The sequence below is a fragment of the Streptacidiphilus carbonis genome (assembly GCF_000787775.1).
In the GTDB taxonomy this organism is placed as follows: Bacteria; Actinomycetota; Actinomycetes; order Streptomycetales; family Streptomycetaceae; genus Streptacidiphilus; species Streptacidiphilus carbonis.
Window position 1 is genome coordinate 1 of record NZ_BBPM01000066.1, and the last position, 23,245, is coordinate 23,245.

25 protein-coding genes and 2 pseudogenes are annotated in these 23,245 nt (G+C 70.3%); 12 read left to right on the plus strand and 15 right to left on the minus strand.

Annotated elements, in window-relative coordinates:
- A partial coding sequence (locus tag TR46_RS32330; protein WP_042408965.1) for a C40 family peptidase occupies positions 1-767 on the plus strand: 767 nt, incomplete at its 5' end.
- 167 nt (positions 768-934) lie between these two features.
- Here TR46_RS32330 and TR46_RS32335 read toward each other — a convergent pair.
- The 3 genes from TR46_RS32335 to TR46_RS32345 all read right to left on the minus strand — a co-directional run bounded on the left by TR46_RS32335 (position 935) and on the right by TR46_RS32345 (position 4,362).
- The gene (locus TR46_RS32335; RefSeq protein ID WP_042408968.1) at positions 935-1,702 is read right to left on the minus strand and encodes a hypothetical protein; all 768 of its coding nucleotides are present in this window, start codon (positions 1,700-1,702) and stop codon (positions 935-937) included.
- Entirely contained in the window at positions 1,699-2,346 is a 648-nt protein-coding gene (locus TR46_RS32340) for an RNA polymerase sigma factor (RefSeq protein ID WP_042408971.1), read from the minus strand. The genes TR46_RS32335 and TR46_RS32340 overlap by 4 nt, the downstream gene beginning before the upstream one ends.
- A gap of 243 nt (positions 2,347-2,589) precedes the next feature.
- On the minus strand, positions 2,590-4,362 hold the full coding sequence (locus tag TR46_RS32345) for a cation:proton antiporter (RefSeq protein WP_042408975.1): 1,773 nt from the start codon (positions 4,360-4,362) through the stop codon (positions 2,590-2,592).
- Between the two features lie 477 nt (positions 4,363-4,839).
- Between TR46_RS32345 and TR46_RS32350 the strand changes: the two genes are divergently transcribed.
- Positions 4,840-7,242: a SpoIIE family protein phosphatase gene (locus TR46_RS32350; protein ID WP_042408977.1), complete on the plus strand. Its 2,403-nt coding sequence runs from the start codon at positions 4,840-4,842 to the stop codon at positions 7,240-7,242.
- A 166-nt stretch (positions 7,243-7,408) separates the two neighbouring features.
- Here the strand turns inward: TR46_RS32350 and TR46_RS32355 are convergent, their stop codons facing one another.
- The 4 genes and pseudogenes from TR46_RS32355 to TR46_RS45615 form a co-directional block, all read right to left on the minus strand.
- On the minus strand, positions 7,409-7,831 hold the full coding sequence (locus tag TR46_RS32355) for a peptidoglycan-binding domain-containing protein (protein WP_042408981.1): 423 nt from the start codon (positions 7,829-7,831) through the stop codon (positions 7,409-7,411).
- 309 nt (positions 7,832-8,140) lie between these two features.
- The gene (locus TR46_RS32360; RefSeq protein ID WP_084719130.1) at positions 8,141-9,082 is read right to left on the minus strand and encodes a helix-turn-helix domain-containing protein; all 942 of its coding nucleotides are present in this window, start codon (positions 9,080-9,082) and stop codon (positions 8,141-8,143) included.
- Positions 9,079-9,426 (minus strand): peptidoglycan-binding domain-containing protein, encoded by a 348-nt coding sequence (locus TR46_RS44740; protein ID WP_236655619.1) that lies wholly within the window; start codon positions 9,424-9,426, stop codon positions 9,079-9,081. The genes TR46_RS32360 and TR46_RS44740 overlap by 4 nt, the downstream gene beginning before the upstream one ends.
- Positions 9,427-9,684: 258 nt before the next feature.
- A pseudogene (locus TR46_RS45615) lies at positions 9,685-9,984 on the minus strand (helix-turn-helix domain-containing protein); the annotation flags it as partial.
- Positions 9,985-10,255: 271 nt separating this feature from the next.
- On the opposite strand from TR46_RS45615, the gene TR46_RS43320 reads away from it, so the two are divergent.
- Positions 10,256-10,405 (plus strand): hypothetical protein, encoded by a 150-nt coding sequence (locus TR46_RS43320; protein WP_169790680.1) that lies wholly within the window; start codon positions 10,256-10,258, stop codon positions 10,403-10,405.
- A gap of 123 nt (positions 10,406-10,528) precedes the next feature.
- Here TR46_RS43320 and TR46_RS32370 read toward each other — a convergent pair whose 3' ends face one another.
- Positions 10,529-11,263 carry a dienelactone hydrolase family protein gene (locus tag TR46_RS32370; RefSeq protein ID WP_042408987.1) on the minus strand — a complete coding sequence of 245 codons (735 nt, stop codon included), beginning with the start codon at positions 11,261-11,263 and terminating at the stop codon, positions 10,529-10,531.
- A 510-nt stretch (positions 11,264-11,773) separates the two neighbouring features.
- Positions 11,774-12,409 (minus strand): ricin-type beta-trefoil lectin domain protein, encoded by a 636-nt coding sequence (locus TR46_RS38510; protein WP_052433288.1) that lies wholly within the window; start codon positions 12,407-12,409, stop codon positions 11,774-11,776.
- Between the two features lie 319 nt (positions 12,410-12,728).
- Here TR46_RS38510 and TR46_RS40310 point away from each other — a divergent pair.
- Positions 12,729-12,929: pseudogene (locus tag TR46_RS40310) on the plus strand (helix-turn-helix domain-containing protein); the annotation flags it as partial.
- Positions 12,930-13,043: 114 nt separating this feature from the next.
- Here TR46_RS40310 and TR46_RS41705 read toward each other — a convergent pair.
- Both TR46_RS41705 and TR46_RS32385 read right to left on the minus strand, forming a co-directional pair.
- A complete protein-coding gene (locus TR46_RS41705; RefSeq protein ID WP_042408989.1) occupies positions 13,044-13,295 on the minus strand; it encodes a hypothetical protein in 252 nt (83 codons plus the stop codon).
- Between the two features lie 55 nt (positions 13,296-13,350).
- Positions 13,351-14,046 (minus strand): hypothetical protein, encoded by a 696-nt coding sequence (locus TR46_RS32385; RefSeq protein WP_042408991.1) that lies wholly within the window; start codon positions 14,044-14,046, stop codon positions 13,351-13,353.
- Positions 14,047-14,437: 391 nt separating this feature from the next.
- Here TR46_RS32385 and TR46_RS32390 point away from each other — a divergent pair, with 391 nt between their 5' ends.
- The 8 genes from TR46_RS32390 (at position 14,438) to TR46_RS32425 (ending at position 18,748) form a co-directional block, all read left to right on the plus strand.
- Positions 14,438-14,872, plus strand: a complete 435-nt coding sequence (locus TR46_RS32390; RefSeq protein ID WP_042408992.1) for an Hsp20/alpha crystallin family protein — start codon at positions 14,438-14,440, stop codon at positions 14,870-14,872.
- Between the two features lie 362 nt (positions 14,873-15,234).
- A complete protein-coding gene (locus TR46_RS32395) occupies positions 15,235-15,585 on the plus strand; it encodes a J domain-containing protein (protein WP_042408995.1) in 351 nt (116 codons plus the stop codon).
- 38 nt (positions 15,586-15,623) lie between these two features.
- Positions 15,624-16,052 (plus strand): hypothetical protein, encoded by a 429-nt coding sequence (locus TR46_RS32400; protein ID WP_063770725.1) that lies wholly within the window; start codon positions 15,624-15,626, stop codon positions 16,050-16,052.
- A complete protein-coding gene (locus TR46_RS32405) occupies positions 16,049-16,423 on the plus strand; it encodes a hypothetical protein (RefSeq protein WP_042408998.1) in 375 nt (124 codons plus the stop codon). Before TR46_RS32400 ends, TR46_RS32405 begins: the two co-directional genes overlap by 4 nt.
- Before the next feature lie 31 nt (positions 16,424-16,454).
- Positions 16,455-16,904 carry an STAS domain-containing protein gene (locus tag TR46_RS38515; protein WP_052433289.1) on the plus strand — a complete coding sequence of 150 codons (450 nt, stop codon included), beginning with the start codon at positions 16,455-16,457 and terminating at the stop codon, positions 16,902-16,904.
- A 296-nt stretch (positions 16,905-17,200) separates the two neighbouring features.
- Entirely contained in the window at positions 17,201-17,476 is a 276-nt protein-coding gene (locus TR46_RS32415; RefSeq protein WP_042409000.1) for an isoamylase early set domain-containing protein, read from the plus strand.
- A 58-nt stretch (positions 17,477-17,534) separates the two neighbouring features.
- Complete coding sequence (locus TR46_RS32420; protein WP_042409003.1) at positions 17,535-17,891, plus strand: hypothetical protein; 357 nt, start codon at positions 17,535-17,537, stop codon at positions 17,889-17,891.
- A 371-nt stretch (positions 17,892-18,262) separates the two neighbouring features.
- Positions 18,263-18,748, plus strand: a complete 486-nt coding sequence (locus TR46_RS32425) for a hypothetical protein (RefSeq protein ID WP_042409005.1) — start codon at positions 18,263-18,265, stop codon at positions 18,746-18,748.
- A 173-nt stretch (positions 18,749-18,921) separates the two neighbouring features.
- Here the strand turns inward: TR46_RS32425 and TR46_RS32430 are convergent, their stop codons facing one another.
- Genes TR46_RS32430 through TR46_RS32445 form a run of 4 tightly spaced genes read right to left on the minus strand, consistent with a single transcriptional unit; the run spans position 18,922 to position 23,109 of the window.
- Positions 18,922-19,671: an SDR family NAD(P)-dependent oxidoreductase gene (locus tag TR46_RS32430; protein WP_042409049.1), complete on the minus strand. Its 750-nt coding sequence runs from the start codon at positions 19,669-19,671 to the stop codon at positions 18,922-18,924.
- Positions 19,668-21,026 (minus strand): FAD-binding oxidoreductase, encoded by a 1,359-nt coding sequence (locus TR46_RS32435; protein ID WP_042409006.1) that lies wholly within the window; start codon positions 21,024-21,026, stop codon positions 19,668-19,670. The genes TR46_RS32430 and TR46_RS32435 overlap by 4 nt, the downstream gene beginning before the upstream one ends.
- A complete protein-coding gene (locus TR46_RS32440; protein ID WP_052433291.1) occupies positions 21,023-21,958 on the minus strand; it encodes a decaprenyl-phosphate phosphoribosyltransferase in 936 nt (311 codons plus the stop codon). Before TR46_RS32440 ends, TR46_RS32435 begins: the two co-directional genes overlap by 4 nt.
- Positions 21,955-23,109, minus strand: coding sequence for a phosphodiester glycosidase family protein (locus TR46_RS32445; RefSeq protein WP_042409008.1), 1,155 nt, complete (start codon positions 23,107-23,109; stop codon positions 21,955-21,957). The genes TR46_RS32440 and TR46_RS32445 overlap by 4 nt, the downstream gene beginning before the upstream one ends.
- Positions 23,110-23,245: the final 136 nt, after the last annotated feature.

Genomic DNA, 23,245 nt, shown 5'->3' on the forward strand with positions numbered 1-23,245 from the left:
CGATCGACCCCTCGGTCCAGCTGATGCTCTCCTCGGACCCCACGACCTACCTCAACCAGGCGTCCTCGCAGAGTCGCATCGCCAGCAGTCAGACCGCGATGCTCGCCGGCCTCAAGGCCGAGCAGGCGACCCTGGACCAGGAGAAGGCCGACGCCGAAGGCAAGCTGAAGCAGCTGGATGCGGCCGGCAAGCAGCTGGCGGCCGCCAGGAACGCCATGCAGCAGAGACTGGATGCGGCCAAGGCCCAGCTGGATTCGCTGACCACCGCTCAGGCTGCCGCGCTCAAGGCCGCCCAGGACACGGCGGACGCCCAGGCCAATTCCATCGCCAGCGACAACGCCGGCCACGCCTCGAGTACCGGCGGTTCGAGCGGCAGCTCCAGCACCACCAACGGCGCGAGCGGCCCCAACGCCCCCGGCAGCTCGATCGGCATGGCGGCGCTCGCTGCCGCCAAGACCCAGCAAGGCGACCCCTATCTGCGCGGGGGCACCGGACCGGACCGCTGGGACTGCTCGGGACTGACCCAGTGGGCCTTCGCCCAGGCGGGCGTGGCCATCGGCCGCACCACATACGACCAGGTCGACAAGGGCACCGCGATCAGCCTCGCCGACATCAAAGTCGGAGACCTGGTCTTCTTCAACAACAACACCCACGTCGGCATCTACGCCGGTGACGGCCTGCTGTTCCACGCCCCGCACACCGGCACCGTGGTGAAGTTCGAGAAGATGTCCGAGATCGGCTCGATCTACGCCATCCGCCGCATCTGATCCGCCCGTCGACTGTCCCGGCTCCCACCCGGCCTCCCGGGCGGGAGCCGGTCCTCGCCAGCAGCTGAGGTTGTTGCCGGCCGGGACGCCAAGCCGGGCACGCCCCGGCCCCGGTGTGGCGGGGCCGGGGCGCAATGGGCACCGGGTTCAGGTGACTGGCCAGCGGTTCAGTGCTTCGTCTCCTGGGCCGCGAAGGGATCGGTGTAGGTCTGGGCCGGCAGGCAGGTGGGAATGGTGCCGCGCAGCATTCCGATCTGGAAGTCCCGGTAGGTGTCGGCGGGAGAGGTCCTGGCGAGGGGGAAGTAGAGGTAGAGGGTGTCGTCGGCGGGGATCTTGTCAGGAGTGACCTTGAGGACGGTGGCCCTGCCCTCGTCGGCCACGTTCAGCCCAGCGTGCGTGCTATCGGAGGCGGGGGCGCCCGGCAGGCCCTGGAGGGCGGGACCGTTGTTGATCACGCTGATCCCGTTGTTGCAGGTGGGGTCGCCGGCGTAGACATGCGCGTGGGCGCCCACGCGGTCCAGATCGCGCTGGAGGCCGACGAGGTCGATCTCGTTCTTGGCATTGACTACGGTCAGCGTCACGGTGTGGTCGGTGCTGCTCTGCAGGGTGTACCCGGCTGCAGAGATGGTGACGGCCGTGACAGGGCCATGGGAGGCGTGGGGGGTGCCGGCGGCGGGGTGGCCGGCCGACGCGGCGATGGCGATGCCGGCGGCGGCCAAGCCCGCGGGGAGCGCGATCCGCAGCGCCAGGGTTCGGCGGGAGCGGGGACGCCGGGCGCGGATGCGGCGGTTGTGGTCGGCCACGGTGTTCATCAGGTGTTCCTTCAGCAGGAGGTGCCGACTAGGGGAGAGCTCCGGGTCGCCGGCGGCCGGCAGCAGCCGGGCCAGTTCCTCCCGCTCGGCCTGATCGCACCGGGACAGGGGGGTGGCGTTCATCGGTAGGTCTCCTTGAGCGTCGTGGCTGCGGATGCGCAGTCATCTGTTACCTGTCCGCGGGTCGGTCGGCGTTGCCCGCCCCCCTGGGCCCCGACTGTGTCGGCGAGTTGCTCACGGGTCAGCTCCCGCAACCGCTTCCGGGCGCGGGAGAGTCGGGACCGGATCGTGCCCACCGGCTTGCCCAGCGCCTCGGCGACAGCCTTGTGGTCCAACCCCTCCCACACGCACAGCGCGAAAACCTCCCGCTCGGCGGGACGCAGTTGCTGCAGTGCGGCTTTGGCAGCGGCGATCTGCGCGGCATCCGCGAGGCGGCCGGTGAGTTCGTCGACGAAGTCAGGTACTACCGCGAGTGGAGGCAGACGGGCGACGGCGTTGCCGTGGCGGCGGGCGGCGCGGCGGGTGTTGCGTAGGACGTTGGTGGCGATGCCCAGCAGCCAGGGCCGCAGGCTTCCGCCATCGAGTTCGACCCTGGACCGCAGCCGCCAAGCCTCCAGGAAGGTCAGCGAGACCACGTCCTCGGCGGTCGCCCAGTCACCGGATACCCGTACCGCGTACCGGTAGACGGCTCGGCCGTGTTCCTCGAAGATCTGTCCGAATGCCGCCGGATCCCCGGCGCGCACCCCGGCGCGTATCGAATTGTCCATACCCAGCCCTGTCCGACCCCGCGTGAACGTTGCCGTGATTCACATCACATGAGCACCGTCAGGACTGTGCACCCACTGCCGTTCGAAGTCACCCTTCTCAACTTTCGCGGCCCCAGGATAAGGCAGGGCGGTCCAAGTCCGGCAACCCCGCCAGAATGGGGGAAGCATCGTTCGACCACAGTGCGCTCAGCCAAAGACAAGCGGGCGACCGCCTCAGCCAGCTCAGAACGTGTTGGCCATCTGTCAGACCGGCTCGCCTCTCAGGTCGGCTCCGCCCGGCCCGAGCGTGATCGCATAGCCCCCTGGAGACGGTTCGAAGCCGGCCCGGCTCGTCGCGGGGCGCAGGCGTCCGTTCTCGTCGACCGTGAACAGGAGGTCGTGCCCCTTCGCCGGCGGGGGCTGCCCGGGGTGAACCCGGATGGCCGCGCCGGCCCGGTGGCGACCGGCCAGGACAGCGCTCGACAGCCCCCGGGCGAACAGCACCTCGCCGTCCAGGAAGGGCGCGACCACGCCTCGGCCCTGTGCTCGTTCGGCAAGCCGGTAGACCTCGGGGCCGTCCTCACGTTGCAGCAGTACGGCGGCCAGCGCGTTGAAGTCGTCCTGGTTCGTCAGCAGCAGGACGCTGGTGATCCCTTCGAGCTCCGCCCCCTTTCCGGCCGCGGTGGCGAGCAGTTCACCCGGGGCCAGTTCGAGCCCAGCCGCCCTGATCCGGTCCCGCTGGTCCGGCTCCCCTGCCCACATCAAGACCTCCAGGCCGGCCTCCAGGAACGCGCGTCCGAGGGCGACGACCCAGGGATCGCCGCCCACCAGCAGCGGCCTTGAGCGAGTGGAGCCCGTCACCTGGAGACGGCGGGCGACCGGCACGGCGCTCAGCCCGTAGAGGAGCACCGTGGTGACGATCACGATGAAGGTCGCGGGAAGGATCTTCTCGGCTCCCCCGATGCCCTTGTCCACGAGGCTGGCCGAGAAGGTGGCGGCGGTCGAGGCCGCGACGATGCCGCGCGGCGCCATCCAGCCGAGGAAGCAGCGCTCGCGCCGTTCGAGGTCGCTGCCGAACGTGGACAGCGCGGCGACCACGGGTCGGGCGACCAGGACCAGCACCGCAGTCAGCCCGAGGGCCGGCAGGACCACGTGGCGCAGGGACACCGGGGCGACCGTCGCGGAGATCGACACGAAGAGCACTCCGATGATCAGCGACACCAGCGTCTCGAAGAACGGCCGTCGAACCGGCAGGTCGGCGAGCGTGGCCATGGCCACGCCCATGATGATGGCGGCGATCAGTCCGGCATCGTCGCGCAACACGTTGCACCCGGCTGCGATGCCGACCACTGCGGCCAGTTGCGTCGTCGTACCCAGGATCTCGCCCAGGCCGACACGAGACAGCAGCAGCCAGAGCACGCCGGCGCCGAGGACACCCCCGGCGATCCCGACGCCGGCGCTGCTGAGCACGTGCAGCGCGGCAGAGCCCGGGGAGACCCGATAGCCGGACTCGAGCGCGGCGAACACCAGCGCGCCGAGCACGCCGCCTACCGCGTCGATCAGGGACCCCTCCCAGAGCAGGATGCGGCGCAGTTCCCCGCCCGGCCGGACGAAGTTGAGCAGCGGCCCGACCACCGTGGGCCCGGAGACGATGAGGATCACCCCGAGCATTGCGGCGGACTGGGTCGAGATGTCCAGCAGTGGGGCGGCTGCAAGCGCGGCGATCGGCCAGGTCAGCAGGGTCCCGATCCAGATCAGGCGGACCACGGTGCGCCGGGCGTCGCCGGTCAGTCGGCGCAGGTCCAGTTCCAGCCCGGCGTCGTAGAGGATGATCGCCACCGCCAGGGAGACAAGTGGAGAGAACGCCGGGCCCAGCAGCTTGTCCGGGTGGACGTCGTCGGTGAGTGCACCGGCGGCGAAGCCCGCCGGAAGCAGCAGGATGATGCCCGGCAGGCGTAGCCGGCCTGCCAGAATCTGGGAGCCCACCGCGAGGACGACGATCAGAGCGGTACCCGCGAAGATCTGTTCAGAGGTCATTCGCCCGCCCCGGGCGGCGTGCGATCCGGCCTCGGATCGTGCGGCGGCACCGGACGGAACAGGGAAGTGGGCTTCGCATCTTCCCAGCTTGGCCAACGAGGATCAGTTCAGCACGTGGGACGGCCATCCGAGTGCACGGCTGCGGGTCGCTGATGCGGTACGCCGGTGACAGTTCGTCACCCACGAGTTCACCACGATTCGAGTGCCTCCGGGGCAGGGCCCTGCCGGAGGCCGGCGATCACGATCGCCACGTGCCGAGCCGGTCGGTCTCCCCGTCGCTGACGACGCCGCGCAGCGCGCGCACGGCGCTCGCGGCCGGCCCTGCAGGGGAGGTGCGACGCCCGCGCCGGCAGGGGGGACAGCGCTCTCCCCAGCATCGGTCGGGGTCGCGCGCCTGGGAAGCGTCGGACCTAGGCTGGAAAGGACGCCGGTACCCGAAGTCTGGCGTGCACGGCTGCCCGGACGGAGGCGTGGCGCGTGGAGACGGCGGAGGACAAGCAGGACGCACCCACAGCCGTGGTCGTGCTCGACCTGGACGGCCTGGTGACCGGCTGGAGCGAGGGCGGACGGCTGCTGCTGGGCTGGACACCGCAGGAAACCGTCGGGCGTCCCTGCGCCTCCCTGCTGGCCGAGCCTGTCCCCGGCTTCCCCGAGAGCTGTGAGGGACGCGTCGGCCTACGCCACCGGAACGGTTCCACCGTGGACACCGCGGTGACATCGCACCCACTGCACGGCGACGGCGGCCAGGCGCTCGGGCGGGTTGTGACTGTGCAGCGCTGGGATCGCCGCCCGGTGATCGCCGACCGGGCTTTCGAGCAGTGCCCGTTCGCCTTGGGCGTCTACGACCCCGACCTGCGCTTTCTCTGGGTTAACGAGTCCGCCTGCCGGGTGATGGCGCACTCGGAGCAGCAGGTGCTCGGCGAGAAGTACCGCGAGCTGTTCCCCGAGCTCGACGACACCGCGTACACCAACCAGCTCTCCGAGGTCGCCCGGACAGGCGAACCGGCCCGACTGATCACGGTCTTCCGGCCGCTCGGCAGCAACTACGCCAACGCCTGGGCCACCAGCATGTGGCCCGTCCGGGACGAGCAGGGCACGATCCGCGCGGTCGCCAACTGGGGCTTCGACATGAGCGCCGAGTACTGGGCCCGGCAGCGGCTGCTGGTCCTCGGCGAGGCCAGCAAGGGCATCGGCCAGACCCTCGACGTTGCCGGTACCGCCGAGGAACTGGCGCGCGTCTCGGTGCCGGGTTTCGCCGACCGCGTCACTGTCGACCTCTTCGAGCAGGTGCTGCGCGGCGACGAGCCGCCCCTCTCGGCCGCGTTCACCGTCGACGGAACCGTCACGCTGCGACGGGTCGGCCGGTACGGCGTGCGGGAGGGTGCCGACCGGCGTCCCGAGCCCGCATCGGTCCACTACTCGCCGAACTCGGTCGCGGTCCGCTGCATGGCCTCCGACACGTCGATGGTGCATCTTGCCGCCGAACCCGGCCCAGGCGGCGAGTGGGGCTTCGGGCCCGGTCTCGCCGCCGACCCGGCGCACTGGCCGCCGGGCAACCCGGTGATCGACGGGACGATCGCCGCGAAGGGGCTGACCGGCCGGATCACCGTGCCGCTCCGGGCGCGCGGCGCCCTGCTCGGGGTCGTCACGTTCGCCCGCAGCGAGCGGCCGGAGAGCTTCACCGCCGACGACCTGATCCTCGCCGAGGAGATGACCGCGAAGGCGGCCGTCGCCCTCGACAACGCCCGCCGCTACACCCGCGAGCACACCACCGCCCTGACCCTGCAGCGCAGCCTGCTGCCGCAGCGGCTGCCGAGCCAGGAGGCGATCGAGGTGGCCTCCCGGTACCTGCCCGCCGACGCGGACGCGGGCGTGGGCGGCGACTGGTTCGATGTCATTCCGTTGTCCGGCGCCCGGGTCGCCCTGGTCGTCGGCGACGTCGTCGGCCGCGGCCTGCACGCCTCGGCCAGCATGGGACGGCTGCGCACGGCGGTCCGCACCCTGGCCGACGTGGACCTGCCACCGGACGAGCTGCTGACCCATCTGGACGACCTGGTCCTGCACGCCCCCGACGACCTCCACCCCGAGGGCCGCTTCGAGGCCACCGGCGAATCCGGCGCCACCTGCCTGTACGCGGTTTACGATCCGGTCTCCCGCCGCTGCGCACTCGCGAGCGCCGGCCACCCGCTTCCGCTGATCATCGCCCCGAACGGCACCGTCACCGCAGTGCCCGCCCACGCGGGACCGCCGCTCGGAGTCGGCGGATTGCCCTTCGAGGCGGTAGAGCTCGAACTGCCGGAGGGCAGCCTGCTCGCCCTCTACACCGACGGCCTGCTGGAGAGCCGCGGGTGCGACGTCGACCGGACCAGCGAACTCGTCCAGATCCTCAGCGGACCGGCCACCTCGCTTGAGGCCCTCTGCGACACCGTGACCAACACCCTCCTCCCCTCCCACCGGACCGACGACGCGGCCCTGCTGCTCGCCCGAACCCACGCGCTGGCTCCCGACCACGTCGCCGACTGGGACATCGAGCCCGACGTCGCGCAGGTGCGGTACGCCCGAGCGGTCGCCATGGAACGGTTGGACGCGTGGGGCATGCAGGAGGCCGCGTTCGTCACCGAACTGGTCGTCAGCGAGCTGGTCACCAACGCCATCAAGTACGGCGAGCCGCCCATCAAACTGAGGCTGATCCGCGACAGGCAGCTGATCTGCGAGGTCTCCGACGCCAGGGACACCAGCCCGCACCTGCGCCGGGCGCGCGCCTTCGACGAGGGCGGCCGCGGCCTGCTGCTCGTCGCCCAGCTCACCCAGGGCTGGGGCACCCGGCACAGCACAAACGGCAAGACCATCTGGTGCGCGCAGACCATCGGCCTGTCCTGACCGTCGCGCAAGCCGGGCCCACCGCCCCCGAGCCCTCCCGGAACACAGGCGGCCACGGCGTCCCCCGCTGAACCCCATCAGCACATCTGCCTGGTCGGGTGATGGGCGCCGGACGGGAAGAGGGCTCCCGCTTTCACGGAAGCCCTCTTCTGTCACTCGGGGCAGATCACTCGGGGTAGATGGGGCCGTAGGCGCCGGTGAGGTATTCCAGGCAGCTGTTGGTGTTGGGGCCTGCCTGGCCGTCGATGCCCTGCGAGCAGGGCGAGTCGGTCTGGAACTTCTTGACCCAGGACTCGGTCGCCGGCCCGAAGTTGCCGTCCACGGCCAGCGGGGCGCCACCGTAGTACGCGTTGATGCCCTTCTGCAGCAGCTTCACGCAGTAGTCGCCGTTGTCGCCGTAGGCCAGGTTGTGGTTGGGGACCAACTGCTGGAACAGCAGCGCGTTGTTCTTGTAGTACACCGTGGTGCAGCTGGTGGAGGAGTACGCGGCGGTGGTCGCCGCATCCGCGGTGGGTGCAACAGCGAGTCCGCTGCCGACGAGCCCGACCGAGGCGAGTCCGAGGGCGAGCCCCTTGCCGATGACCTTCATGAGCGTGGGTTCCTTCTGTGCGTGGGTTGCTGAGGCACGGTGCCGTCGACGGCCGTGAGGATCCGGGCCGCCGGGGTCGTGCGGTTCCGATCCTGGCGGCGGCGGCGGTCGGCCCACCACACCCGACCGCCGATTGACGAGATTGCGAGGGCATCCAGGCTCTGACCTGCGCTTCTCTCGGCCCGGGTGACGGTGGAACGGGTCATGGCCGGGGAACGCGGAGATCTCCGGCGCAGTGGCGCGTTGATGGAGGTCCACGTCTCTGACATGCGGAAACACGCCCCCATGACGGTGGGACGGGTCAGCGGGCTACCCCTGGGACGCGGAGGCAGCAGGAAACGGCACCGAATCGCAGGTGGTGGACGGGTGGGAGGACGGCGAAGGCGGCGAGAACGTGGTCAGGCAAACCTTCAAAGGGGCGCCGTTGCTGGTGAAGGCGAGCAGCGGGGTGTAGCTGAACGCGTCGAGCAGGTGCGGGTCGGTGACAGTGACGACCTGAGTCGGCGCGCCCGGCCTGGACAGTGTGAGCTTGTCACCGAGCTGGTTGTTCCAGGTACGTGCCCAGGCTGCACGGCACAATGGCTGGTACCGCACTTCCAGCCCGGCCCCGTTCCGGGGCAGTAGCTCCAGCAGCGTCTCCGGTTCCACGCCGCACAGTGTCGTCCCCGGATCAAGGCCGTTGCAGGCGGTGCCGACACAGCCGACGTGGAATCCGGACGTCGTGCTGGACAACTGCGCGGAGGCATGGCCACCCGCATGATCCTTGAGGTAGACCGCAGTACATAGTGCGGCAAACAGGAGCAGCACAGCTGCGACAGCACGGGTGCGGGTTCCGCGTGCGAAGTGATGGGCCTGCTCGGAGAGGCGGCCCGACTCCTCCGCGTTCTTCGGCGGAACCGGGTCGCACTGACGCTCCGGCTCCGGAGCCGGAGCCGGAGGCGGGGGCGCAGCGGGGACCGAGGCAACGCCCCCGCGCCCGCTCCAGGCGGCCTCTGCCAGTTCCCACAGGGCTCGGATCCGCGGCTCCGGCTCGCCGGCGAGATGGCACAGCGCCCGCACGGCCAGCCAGGGCGGCAGTGCGGCGCCGGTCAGATATCGCTGCCAGGAGGACCGGCTGTAGGCGGACTCCTCAGCCAAGGCCGCGATGGTGAGACCTGAGCGCTCGCGCAGGAGGCGCAGTTCGGCGGCCAGGACTACGCACTGCCGCTGACTACTGGTTCGGGCCTGGCGCAGCATTTGATGGTGGTTCATCCGCGCAGGGCAGCCCAAGTGTGCGGGCCGACCTGGCCGTCCACATCCAGGTGGAACTGCTTCTGTGCTTTGATCACGGCGGACTCGGTCAGCGGTCCGAAGTTCCCGTCGATTCCGCCGGGCGTGATCCCTGCGCGCTGGAGCAGGCACTGAAGCTCGGCCACATCAGGTCCGGACATGTCAACTACCAGCTGCAGTGAATTCGTGGTGCTGTTGCCCGCGTACCATGCCCCCGCCTTATGGCTCCATGTACAGGCGTAGGTCACCGGCTTGTGGACCGCGGTGGGCGTCGGTGAACAAGCCGCTGCGCCCTGGCTCGGCTGGACGAGCAGCAGCGTGATCACGGCGCCCACTACGGCCGCGCCGCCGAGCGTGACGATCCCTCGCCATCCCGTACGAAGCCGGTGGCTGGGCCGTGTGTCTCTCTGCGCCGGGGCCGTAACCGGAACTGCGGGATCTTCGACAGGGGTGCTCGCCGCAGTAGTGACAGGCCCCTCGGCGGTCTCCGGCTGGGCGTCACCGGCGGCGCCCCTGGCCTCCAGTTGGGCCCGCCAGGCGTCCGCTGCCAGCTCCAGATGGGCCAGCATACGCACTGGGTCCCCACCTGCGATCCTTGCGAGCGCCTCCACCGCGGCGCGAGGCGGCAACGACCGACCGCCCAGGTATCGCTCCCAGGAGGATGAGCTGTATCCGGTTTCGCCGGCGAGCTCCTGAAGAGTCCGCCCGCTGGTGTCCTTTAGCTCGCGCAGCTGAATGACAAATCGCGCAACCACCGGATCAAGTCCCCCAGGCAGGGCCCGCCATCGTGCCATTTCGCCCCTCAATCGAACCAGCTTCGGAGGGCTTCCCTGCCTCTCCGGCAGCGATCCTAGCCTCGATCGTTCATGAGGGTCCGTCAGCATGCTGACGGACCCTCTGTGGTGTGTGCTGACCGGGATTTTCGGAGTCTTGGCAGGCTGACGGCCCGGCTGATGCCCGTCGGGTGGGCGTCGGGGTTCCACGGCTCCGGGATGTTGCCGTGGCTTGTCGGGGTGGTCGGATTCGCTGGTCAGCCGGGGTTCGGCAGGTCCGCGAGTCGCTGGACCGCTCGGGTGATCACATCCGTCCAGGACCATCGGGCGGCGACGGCCGGCGGCGACGGCCGGCGGCGACCAACTGGGCGGCAGCAACTGCGTGTTCCGCGACTTCATGGTCCGCACCGGCGTGCGCCCGTCCGAGCAGGCCCACGTCCTCGAGTCGGAGATCCCCACCGGTCCGGGACCGACCGGATACAGCCGCTTCTGGCTGCCCGCCGCGATCGCCGAGGGCGGGTCTGCGGGATAGATCTACGTCCCCGCATCGGCGAGGCGAGACCTGACCGACTACGCATCCGTGGAGGGCGGGCGAAGCCCGACCTCCACGGACTCCGGACATCGCTAGGACTCCGGAAACGTCCGGGCCGGAGCATCAACTCCTGGTCAGGGTGCGGTCGAGAAGGGGCAGCAGGCGGTCCCAGTGAAGCCGCAGTGCGGTGGGGTCGAAGGCATCGGTGTCGGACATGGTGAAGCCGTGGACGGTGCCGGGGTAGATCTCGGAGGTGTAGCCGACACCCGCCGCGTCCAGGGCCTGGTTGAGCTCGCCGAGGGCCTCTGGCGTCAAGTCGCTCTCCGCGTGGCCGAAGTGGAGCTCGGCGGTGAGCTTGGAGAGGCTGTCGGGTCCGTCGACTCCCACTGGGCCGTGGAATGCGGCGAGAGCGGCTACCTGGCTGGGGTGGGCCGCGGCGGTGCGCGTCGCCAGGAGACCGCCGATGCAGTAGCCGGTCACCGCGACCGGTCCGGCGCTGACCTCGGGCTGAGCGGTGAGGAACTTCAGATAGGCGTCCGCGTCGCTCAGGACACGTTCGGCGGTGTGCGCCTCGATCAAGGGCATCAACTGTGCGAAGACCGCGGGCCGGACCTCTTCTCCGATGTACTCGGGAAGTTCGATCACCGGTGCCGGGCCGTGCCGGTAGAAGAAGTTGGGGACGAGCACGTAGTACCCGTGCCCGGACAGTTCGCTGGCCATGTCCCGCAGCACGGGCCGGATGCCGAAGCCGTCCGCGTACATCAGCACCCCCGGGTGCCGCCCGCCGTCGTCGGGGAAGGAGGCGAACGCGTCGGCCTGGCCGTCCGCGGTGGGAATCTGCAGGATCTTGGTGGGCATGAATTCTCCTGTCGTGATTGACGTGTCGAGCCTGTGATCAACACGACGGAGGCGGAGCCCGCGCAGCAGCGCAAGATCCTCGATCCAACAGCGGGCCGGTAACGGCCCGTACGGCGCTCAGAAGAGCACCGGGTCACCAATCCGTGTGTGGCGCAATGCCGTCCCGGTAGTCATGGCTGCACAACGTAGCCCACCGGATGAAGCCGATGCCAGCCCACCAGGCGACGGTGCCGTTCGCGATCTCGGTCGACACCTCGGGATCCTGAACCCGGTCGAACTGACGGCCATGGCGTGCGGGGGTCCGACCGCCCGGCGCAACGGGCGATGTTCCCGGCCTCCCGCCCAGCGGGCATCACCTGATGAGCGGCAGGCGGCCACGGCCGACCCGTCCGCGGCCCGTCCCGCTCCCACACCGCCGGAGCCAACTGCGTGTCCACCGCAGATGTCCGGCTCAGGCACACCGGGGCACCCGGACCCGCCGAGGCGGGCCGGGCGAGCCGACGAACGGGCTCAGTGGAACCGCTGGTAGCTGTCCCCGTCGCCCGAGCACGTGTAGGCGTACAGCTCCTTCCCAGAGATCGTCGGATCCCCACCCGCGTCCAGGCACAGCCCTGTCGCGTCGTTCTGGAGCTCCCAGCCGGTGTTGGTCTTCTTCTCGTACCACTTCTGGTGGGTGCCCTGGTTGCACGGGATCACGTAGACGTGTCCCCTGCCCGTGCCCCACGTGGTGGAGGTCGAGTCGCTGTCCAGGCACAGGTCATGGGCGGAACTCACGTTCGTCGACCCGTCCCACGACGTCGCCCACAGCTCGTAGTACAGCCCCCCGCCGAGGGACGGGTCGTACCACTTCTGGTTGTTGCCATTGTTGGTGGCATCCCACGTGTTCGTGGCGGCGTTGCACGAAGAGTCCGTGGGACACGACGAATTGTCGCCGTCCGACCACACGTACCGGTAGTCGTTGTTGTCCTGCCAGGTTACCGGGCCCGACGCCGACCAGACGCCGGTCGCGAAAGCCGTGCCCGGTTGGATGGTGCCCGCTATTGCGAACGCGAGCGTCAAGCCAGTGGCCGCGAGCCAGCGGCGGTTGACACCTGCAGTGAGCGCGAGACGGCCAAGCCGCCCTCCGGGGCGCAGATTGATAGACATATGCGTTACCTCTTCCTCTGACGGGCCAGAAATCTCCGGCGTCCAGGGGGTCAGCCCGGCTTCGCCGGACTGGCGGTCGGGCGGCGCTGACGGGGATTGCCACCGCCGACGGTGATCCTTGGGCGCATCGCCCTCCGCTGTCGACGGTGGGACGGGATCTGGTGAAATCACGGGACAGCACCAGTTCCGAGCTGCGAAGACCCGGCGCTGCGGGACCGTTTCCCGGGTCGGCCCTGGTCCGTGCACATTGCGAGGGCGGCCACGATCACCGGCTGAAGCCGTGGGGCTGTCCATTGGCGGTCGGAATGGGGTGGGCTTTATGGTCAGGTGGAAGGCTCTGCCCGGAGGGCTTGACCCGGCGGTCGTGGAGTTCGTGGGGCAGCTGCGCCAGGTCAAGGACGAGAGCGGGCTCGGTCTGCGGCGGTTGGCAGCCCGTACCGGTTACGGCATTTCCTCGTGGGAGCGATACCTGGGCCGACGCTGGCCGCCGCCGCGCGCCGCGGTCGAAGCGCTGGCGTCATCTTGCGGTGCATTCCGGCCCGAGGCCGTCTCGGCCCCGCCTTCGACGCCGCGTGCGCCCTCGGCATGCGCGATGACCGTGGGCTCGCCGCGGGCACAGTTGTTTGGCGGTTCGTCAGCTCGCGCGGTTGCCTGCCGACCAGGGCGGGAAGGCTCTGCCGGCGGCGAACAGGCGCCAGCAGTCCGGGCAGCGCAGCGCCTGCTCGACCACGGGAGCGTGCGTAATCGGCCGGACGTCCGAGACGGGGTCGAGCAGGCGCCCGCACCAGCCCTTGAGGCGGTGGGTGTGGGCGATGTGCCAGCGGCGCACGCGGCGGCCGACCTCTGCGGGCCGGTGCTCCGCGCGCAGTTCATACGTGGTGGTCACTACTCTCACCTCCAACGATCCGTCCCGTCCTCCCCCCTGACCGTGCCCTTTCGGGTCAACCGGGTGGCGCGGTCGCGCCGCGCTGGCGGTCGCTGGCCGCGCGCAGGCGCCCCGTTTCGGCAGTCATCGCGTCGACCCGCGCCGCCAGCGGCCTGTGCCCCTCGCTCAGATAGGGCCGAGCCGCGACCAGGGAGGGAAGGAGCTGGGCCGGGTCGGTTCCACCGAGGGCGTCCAACAGGCTCTCTCTCGCGGGTCCGGCGCCGGGACCGAGGTCGGGCAGCGCGCTGACCTGCGCGGCCAGTCGGCGCAGCTCCGGCCCGTGGTCCTGAGTCCACGCCGCCACGGCGCGGTCGGCCGCGCGCCGGTCCCGGGTCGCCCGTACCCGCTCCTCGCCTGTGGAAGCCGAACGGTGGTCGGGGTGCAGCCGCAGGTAGCGGCGTTCGGCTGCCTGCCGGCTGGCCACCCCGAGCGGCGCGGCCAGGTCGGCCCAGGTCGCGCCCGCGTTGCGGGCGTTCTCGATCAGCGAGGTCTCCCATGTGCCGAGTTCCTCGCGCACTTGCCGCAGCAGGGACAGAACCGCCAGTGCCCGCGCGGGGTCGTTCCCCTCGCCTGTGCCGGGCTCGTCCGGGGGTGCGTGGCGGGCGGTGCGCGCGGCCGCGTCCATCATCCCCAACGCCGCCGCGGCGGCCACGAACGACGCCGGGCCCACCTCGGGACCCGACGGCCGGGCCTGGATGCGCCTGTCCGCCATCACACAACCCCGCATCACATCGTTGTCATCGTCTAGGTGACATACTACAGCCGATACCGGCACGAGCACGACCCTGCCGCCCGGGCGGCAGGGCGGCGACGCATTCCCACCGCCGAACACCGGAGCCCGGTTTGCGCGAGGGTGAGGGCCAGTGGCGAGTGACGTTCTTCGACCGCGCAGGCCTCGGCACCCTGCTCGGGGCCGGAACCTGGCGCCCGGGCTCGGCCGCCCGCCCTGCGTACCCCCCGCGCCGACGGTCGAGCGGACCCTGAAAGCCGCCGCGCCCGCAGCCTGTTCGTCCTACAGTTGTCGCCCATCCGATGACGTGGTATACCGGCTGGTGTGAGCGCATCGATGTTGGAAAGCTGATTCGACGAGGAGGTGCTCGACGATGCTGATGCGCACTGACCCCTTCCGCGAGCTGGACCGGATCACCCAGCAGATGTTCGGCACGACCGGTACGTGGTCGCGTCCCTCCGCGATGCCGATGGACGCCTGGCGCGACGGCGACACGTTCTACGTCCAGTTCGACCTGCCCGGCATCACCCCCGAGGCCATCGACCTGGACGTCGAGCAGAACGTGCTGACCGTCAAGGCCGAGCGCCGCCCGGCCGAGCGCGGCGACGACGCCGAGGTGCAGGTTTCCGAGCGACCGCTCGGGGTGTTCTCCCGGCAGCTGTTCCTGGGCGACACCCTCGATGCGGAACACATCAGCGCCGCCTACGAGGCCGGCGTGCTGACGCTGAAGATCCCAGTCGCCGAGACGGCCAAGCCCCGCAAGATCCAGATCAGCGGCGGCGAGGACCGCAAGGAACTCCAGGCCTGACACCGTGGCCCGTCAGCCTGGATCCACAGGGTGCCGAGCGGGCGGAAACACGTTCCCTGCCGCCCGCCCGGCATCCACGTGAGGGCGAGAGCCATGACCCACACCACCGCACCCACCATACGAAGCAGCGTGGACGCGTTCTGGGACCTGGTCCTGTCCAACCCGGACCTGGCCGGACCGGACTCCTCCCCGCCCCGGCCCGACGGGCCACCACCCCTCAGCGGAAGGCCGCCGCGGACCCGTACGTGTCTGTCGACGCCTTCCCGAGGTCCCGACCCGCGGTCTCCTCGGGCAAGGTCCGCAGTCCGCCGACCGGCGGGCGCTTTTGCCGAGCGGCACGAAGGCGTAGGGAGGTGAGTTCGATGCGACCCCGGGTCTGGGTGGACGCCTACCGGGTCCTCGGCCTGGAACAGGGCGCCGACCAGGAGCAGGCCAAGCGGGCCTACCGCGCCCAGGCAAGGTTCTGGCACCCGGACACCAATCCCAGTCCCGACGCCCCCGAGCGGCTCGCCCGCGTCGTGGACGCCTACCGGCAGCTGCGGCGGAGCGCGCCCGCGAGTGCCCCCCAGACGAGCCGACCGGGCGGTCCGGACCCCGAATCTGCATCCCCCGCGGCACAGGCGCCGCCGACACGACCGGTGCGGCGCCCTCGCCCCAAAGGGGCGACCGTGGTCGCGGGCCCGGTCAACATCAGCGACCTGCCCTGGAGTTGAGCCGCGGCAGGCCCAGCCGGCAACGGAGGTGAACGAGGATGATTACCGAGCTTGCCGTGGAGCGGGTGGAGTTCACGTGCGGTCACTGCTGGCGCCAGTGGAGCTGCGACTACGACGCCCAGCGCTATACCGACCAGGACGGGCACGAGTGGGAATACTTCGGCCTCGACGGCCGGGCCGCCGAATCCCCCTACACCCCGCGCGGCGCGCAGGCATGCCCCGGCTGCGGCCACCGCTGGGTCGGCCGCGTCCTGGCCCGACGCCCTGTCCCCACCCCGCCCGGCCTATCGGAGCGGCCACGAGAAGCGGTCAACGACCCGATCGGCCACCGCGCCGAGCGGCACCATGCCCCCCTGCTCGGCTCCCATGCGCACCGCCAGCCGGTCCAGCCCGGCCCGCCCAGCAAGGGCAGCTGGATTGACGCGGACGAGCAAACCTCCGCCCCGGCATCTCGGGAGACACCATGACCATGACCGGCGCTCCCACCCCCCACGAACTCGCCGCCACGGCGGCCGAACAGGTGCGCCTGCTCAACCAGGCAACGGCAAGGCCCGGCGCCTGTCCCTACCCGACCGACGCGCACCACGCCCTCGGCGCGCTCGCCGGCATGCTCGAACAACTCCCCCGCACCCTGCACCTGGTCGCCGCCGCCCTCAACGCCATCCCTGACGACCACCTCGCGGTACTCTCCGACCCGCCCACTCCCGCCCGGGTCCAGGCCCAGATCGCCACCGAGCTCGGCAGCGCGATCGCCGGCATCGAACAGGCCGTCGGCCACCTGCGCCAGGCCCAGCACTCCAGCGCCGAACTCGTCTACACCGGCCCTATCGGCCAGTAGCATCCGGCGCCACCCCGAAAGGGGCCACACCATGGCCACCACGACCTCCCGCAGCATCCGCCGGTCCGGGCCGGACGCGTCCTGGGGAGTACTGACCGACACATGGACCCTCCCCGGGGCCGTCGTCTGCGGGATCATCGGAGAAGTCGACATCGCTACCGCGCCGCAGGTGGTCAAGGCCCTGTGCCGGGCGCTGAAACGCGTCCGGCCACCGGGTGAGCTGCGGGCGGACCTGTCAGGGGTGGAGTTCTTCAGCGCGGCCGGTCTGAACGCGCTGCTGCGGACCCGGAAGATCGCCGCCTCACGCAGGATCCACATGGTGCTCGTGGCACCCAGCGGCGCAGTGCGCCGCATACTCGAGGTGACCGACACCACCGCGCTCTTCCCCGTCACAACCGGTCACCTCCACGTCGTCGCCGACATCTCCCAGGCCACCCCGCCCCCATGCGGCCCGGACAAACCTCCTGGCAGTCCGCGATGAGCTCTTCGAGGACGTTCCGTCGGCCGCATCTCGCTTGCCCTTCCCGCCGTTGCGCCGCTGTCCCCCGGGCGAGAGCTGCCGAGCATGCGTTTCCCGTCGCCCGTCTCTGAACCAGCGCTCCGGATGGCAGCATGCTCCACTTCAGGCCTCCAGAAGGCCGAACGGGTGGTCGTCCTGGTCCGGATACAGCCTCCGGCGCGCGGCACCCGCCTCCCCGGGGTCATGATCGAGAGGACATCCGGACCCAGGTGGCACACCTGTTCGTCCGTCTTCGTTGTAGAGGAGTCTCGTCCGCCATGCTGGAGCGCACCCGGCGCAAGAACGCCACCCAGGTCACCTTCGTCCTGCCCGCCGACCAGCCGATGGGACAGGTCAGTGTCGTGGGCGACTTCAACGAGTGGACGCCCGGCACCCATCCGCTGAGCCCACGCAAGGACGGCATGCGCGCGGTCTCGGTGACCATGCCCGCCGAGACCAGGATCTGCTTCCGCTACCTCGCGCAGGGCGACCACTGGTTCGATGACCCGGACGCGGACGGCCACGACGGCACCAACGGCTACCTCCACACCTGAACCCGCCCACCGGGTCGGGAGCGCGCCCGACCCTCGAAACGCGACAAGGAAAAGCACCGTGGCTGAGGACATCTGGGGCTTCGACCCCGCCCACTACACCGTCGGAACGGACCTGACCGGCTACCAGGTGGAGGCCACCGACGGATCCATCGGCAAAGTCGACGAGGCAACCTACGATGTCGGTTCCGCCTGCGTCGTGGTCAACTGCAAGCCCTGGCTGATCGGCAAACACGTGCTGCTGCCCGCCGGCCTGATCACCGGCATCGATCAGGAGCACGAAACCATCCACGTGGGCCGCAGCAAGGACCAGATCAAGGGCGCTCCCGAATACCGGCGCACCGAGGATGTCATGGGCGGCCCGGACACCGCATACCGAGACGTCCTGGCCACCTACTACGGACGTCGGCCGCTGTAGTCGCGGCCGCCGGCATGTGGGCAGCCCGCACTCTTTAGATGTTGTCACCGCCCTATCGCCTCCCGCCCGCGACGACGTGGCGCGGCGCTCGGTGAGCGGAGGCGCGGTGCCTGGTCTGTCCACCACCGCTGCGGTCAGCGGCTGCATCGGCACCGACTGGTTCTTGCTCCATCCAGGCCAGGACCCGGCGGTCGCGCGTGGACAGGCTCCGCCGTCTCACCTGCCCGGATCAGCTACGCGGCTGCGGCGTCGCGGTATGGCGCATTCCGCGCTGTCCCGCTTCCTGTGCGTTGCCTTAGGGTCGCGATCTGACGGCACTTCACCACGTGCAGGGGGACACAATGACTCGATTCAAGCGCCTCACAGTCACCATGGCAGCAGGCCTTACCCTGGTCGCCGCAGGGCTGGTCGGCACCGCCGGCACCGCCCACGCGGACGGCGACTGCGGGGCCGCGTGGAACAACGTCGGCTCGCCTGCCAACCTGTACCACTACGACAACACCATCAGCCAGTATGCCTACGCCGGTCAGGTCGAGCAGGAGTACCAGAACTGTGGCGGTGGTGTCGTCAATGCCCGTGCGCACTTCCAGTGGTCCAGCTGGTTCCAGTATGAGTATTCGAACAGCGCGGTTGAAGTCCGGATCTACGCGACCAACTCCAGCGATCAAGGAGCGGAAGAGGGGCTGACGAACCGCAAGGACGTGTACTCCGACGCCGTAGAGATCCACCACGCGACTCCGGATGCGTGGCAGGCCCAAGCGTCGCTGTACGGCTGCAATCCCGGCTACGCAGCCGGCACGTACTGGTACTACGGAACCGGCTCCGACTGGGGCACCCCGAGCACCGGGTACTGCTGAACCCTGACCCGTGCTCACGGGACTGGGGGCAGCCTTGGCTGCCCCCGGAGAACGCTGGACCGGCAAGCTGCCCGACCGACGAGGGAGCCGCTCCCCTCAGGCCCGAACCGTGCAGGAGGAAGGCCGGCGGCGGGCGGGCCCCTTGGTCTTCTGCTGTGCGTGCTGGGGCCCGGTCAGCGTTTGACTCTCCGCCAGAGTACCCGTGGGGTCAGGCGCATGAGCAGGGCGATGGGGGCCAGTGCTCGCGGTACCCACACGGCGGTGGCGGTAGTAGTAGTCAGGGCGGTGGCGACGGCAGCTGCGACCCGGTCGGGAGTGGTGGAGAGGGGGGTCGGGGGCATGCCCTGGGTCATGCGGCCGGTGACGAACCCTGGGCGCACCAGCAGGAGGCGCACACCGCTGCCGTGGAGGGAGTCGGCGAGTCCTTGGGCGAAGGCGTCGAGGCCGGCTTTGCTGGCTCCGTAGACGAAGTTGGCTCGGCGTGGGCGTACAGCGGCGATCGAGGACAGTACGACGAGGGTGCCGTGGCCTTGGTTGCGCAGGTGACGGGTGACGGCGAGGAGGGTGGTGACGTGGCCGGTGAAGTTGGTCTGGACGAGTTCTCCGGCGCGTTGCGGGTCGCGGTCGAGCTCGCTTTGCGGGATCAGGATGCCGGCGGCGGAAATGACCAGGTCGATGTCGGCGTCGGCGAAGACCGTGTCGGCGAAGTCGCGGTGGGTCTCGAGTGCGGTGGCGTCGTAGGCGGTGGTGGTGACGGTGCAGGGCAGCGTTGCGGCGCGTTCCTCCATCTGTGCCAGGTTGCGGCCGGCGAGGATCAGGTGGGTGTCCGGGGCCAGGGGCAGGGCGGCCACGATCGCGAGCCCGATTTCGCTGGCGCCGCCGAGGAGAAGGATACGGGAGGGGCGGCCCTGTGCGTCGTTCATCGGCACAGCCCCAGTCGTCGGCCCAGGTCGGAGCGCATCAGGTGGCGGGGGTCCAGTTCGTCTCTGACGGTACGCCAGTCTTTCAGGTCACCGTACATGTCGGTGAAGCGACTGGCGCTCAGGCGCGCGTCCTTGGCCAGGTAGACCTGTCCCCCGGCCTCCGCGATCTTTCGGTCCAGCTGGTCGAGCAGAGGCCCCAGACCAGGTGCTGCGGCGGGCATGTCCACGGCCAGGCACCATCCTCGCAGCGGGAACGACAGCGGGTTGCCGTTGGCCGGCCCGAAGCGTTTGACGGTGGCCAGGAAGGCGGCCGTGCGATGGTTCTGGAAGGTCTGCAGGACGTGGGCGATGAGGTGCGCCGAGTCCTCGGGGACGGCGAACTGGTACTGGAGGAAGCCGCGGGGGCCCAGCGCCCGGTTCCAGTGGGCGACGGCGTCGAGCCGGTGGAAGAAGTCGTTGAGGGAAGCGGTCCGGTGGGTGTGCCTGGGGGCCTTGCGGTACCACAGTGTGTTGAAGGCACGGGCGGTGAGTGCGGTGGCCGGGTTGAAGGGCAGCGGCGGTGCTGCAGGTGGCTGCGTCGGCCGGTAGTGCAGGCCGTCGGGTTCGTGGAGCGGGTCGGGGGCGTCCAGGTGGTCGCCGAGGTCGAGGACTCCGCGCCCGAGGGCACGTCCTTGCGCGGTGGCATCGATCCAGGCCACCGCATAGCGTTGGGTGGCCTGGTGGAGGCCGGCCATCAGGTCGTCGAGGTGGTCCACCCGGTGGGTGCTGACCTGTAGGCGGCTGCTGCTGATGGGCATCAGGCGCACGGTGGCGGCTCGGATGATGCCGGTCAGGCCCATGCCGCCGACTGTGGCGCGAAATGCGGGGCCGTCCAGGAGCGGGCTGAGGATCCGTGCTCTGCCTTGTCCGTCGATGAGTTCGATCGACTCCAGCCATGAGGAGATGCTTCCGTCGACGTGGTGGTTCTTGCCGTGCACGTCGGCCGCGATCGCGCCGCCCAGCGTCAGGTGCCGGGTGCCGGGCAGCACAGGCAGCAGCAGCCCGTGCGGGACCAGGGCGCTGAGGAGGTCCGCGAAGGTGCTGCCGGCCGACGCACGTACGGTGCCGGCCCTGAGGTCCGGTTCGATGCGCGGTGCGGCATCCGGTGCCACGACGATGCCGCCCGCGTTCTGGGCCGCGTCGCCGTAGCTGCGTCCGGCTCCCCGTGCCAGGATTCCGCGCGGTGGCTGGGCCGCCATCAACTCGGCCAGGGCCTCGCCGTCCAGGGAGCCCACGACTCGTGCTCGCGAGCGCGTCGTGCGGCCCCAGCCGGTGAGCACCCGCTCTTCGGGACGACCGTCGAGACGTGTGGTCATGTCAGGACTCCCGGCAGGAACAGGGCGAGCCACAGCAGCTCCCAGCAGAGCATGCCGCGGTCTCTCGTCAGCAGGTCTTCGACGCGCACCAGGCCCGACCCGGCGGTGAGCCGGTCGAAGCGCAGCAGTGCCCCGGTCAGGGGGAGCAGGGTGGCCAGGTGCCAGGCCCTGGCTTGGAGGTCAGGTTCGGTCAGGCACCAGGCGTAGTAGGCCGCGAGCATCGCGAGTGCGGTCAACCGTTTGCCCAGGCGCAGCCCGGCCGGGGTGTAGTGGCGCAGGCTCGGACGGTGTTGCCGGGCTGCGGTGGTGCCCAGTGCGGCGAGTTCGGTGGCGCGTTTCGCGGTCGCCACCAGGAGTGCGCCCAGGCTGCACACCAGGACGAACCAGGCGGAGGGGGCGATGCGTCCGGCCGCCGCGCCGCCCAGGATGCGCAGTACGAATCCGGAGGCCACCACTGCCAACTCCAGTACGGGCAGGTGTTTCAGGCCCAGACTGTACAGCAGGCTGGTGGCCAGGTAGGCGCTGATCAGCAGGGTGAACCAGAGGCTGTCGATCTCCGTGGCACCCAGCGCGGTGCACAGCCCGCACACGGCGGCCATGGTCATCGCCTGGGCTGGGCCCAGTTGGCCGCTGGCCACCGGCCGGGTGCGTTTGCGGGGGTGTTCGCGGTCGCGGTCGGCGTCCATGACGTCGTTGACGGCGTACACGGCGGCCGAGGCGCAGATGAAGGCGCCGACGGCCAGAGCCAGGTCGGAAGTCCGGTGTCCGTGCCGGCCAAGAGTCGCCGCGGCCAGGGGGGCGGCGAGTACCAGTAGGTTCTTGGGCCACTGGTGCGGGCGCGCGGTGCGCAGCAGGGCGCCGGGCAGTCGCAGGAGTCGCGGCGGCCTGGACAGCGGCGGACTCTGGGCGCGGCCCGTTCCGGTGGTGGTCACCGGGCGTACACGGCGACGAAGTCGCGGCTGGTGGGCGTGTAATAGCGGTCGGCGGGGCGTTCCTGACCTGCGAGGAGTTTGGCCGGGACGGGGTCGGCGGGGCCGGTTCCAGAGGTGTAGGACATGAACGACATCCAGGCGGGGTTGATGTCCAGTTGCATCGCCTCGACGCAGCCGGCGCGTTGCAGCAGGTCGGCCATGGTGCGTACGGACAGGGCGGGACCATAGGTGAAGATCACGCGTCCGTCGGCGGTGACGCCGAGCCCCGAGCGCCACACGAAGTACTTGCCGCCCATCGTCAGGCCCCAGCCGTTTTCGATGTTGTTGTCCACGTCGGCGGGCACGACTGCGTGGTCCACGATCAGTCTCAGGTTCTGCCGAACGCCCACGACGGCGGGGCCCATGGTCTGGTCGCGGCCCCACTGGCCGATGGCGACGTGTCCGTCCTTGAAGATGACCAGGGAGGCGGTGCCGTTGGTCAGGGTTCCTTTGGTGACGCCGTTGAGGTAGAAGCCGCCGCCGGATTCCTTGACCTTGAAGCCGCCGTTGAAGGTGGCCACCAGGCCGGTGCGGGCACCTGGGGCGATGGTCGCGGGCACGCCCCAGTCGGCCGGCCCCGGGTCGTTCAGCCCGGGGTGGAGGGCGAATCGCAGCAGTTGCGGGTCCATGGAGGCGACTGCGGCGACGTAGGAGGTGTGGGCGGCGTCCGGACGTAGGTAGGCGCCGAGCAGAGCGGGGCGTCCGTGCACCGTGGCCAGGATCCGCCAGGTGCCTTCGCCGGGCAGCGGGACCCCGGCCGGTGAGACGAGCCGCGGCGGCAGCTGCGGCCCCGCCGGTGAGGCGGAACCGGCCGCTGGAGTGCTGGCGGCGGCCGAGGAGCCGGGGGGACTCAGCGGGATCGTCGGTGTGCCACCGATCTTGGGGGGATTGGCCTTGTACTGCGCGGTCTCCAGGAAGGTGACCAGGGCGCCGAGGTGGTGGTCGCGGCCCCACTCCGCCACCCGTGCCGCTGTGGAGTCGTCACCGGGGGCGGTCAGTGCCTCTCCCATCGACCAGGCGAACCACCCGAACAGGACCACTGCCAGGGCAAGCACAGCCCGGGTCGAGCGCAGCGTCAGCAGGTGCCGCAGCCGTCGTCCCCGGATCCGCACGCGTATCGGTGATCCGGCCCGGGGATCGGGATCGGGGCCCGCTTCTGCTGCGGGCCGGTCCGTTTCGGGTTTCGACGACGGTGTCACCGTGTCCTGCCTTTCCGCAGTCGGCGGGGCCCGCGTGCATTGGGCACCG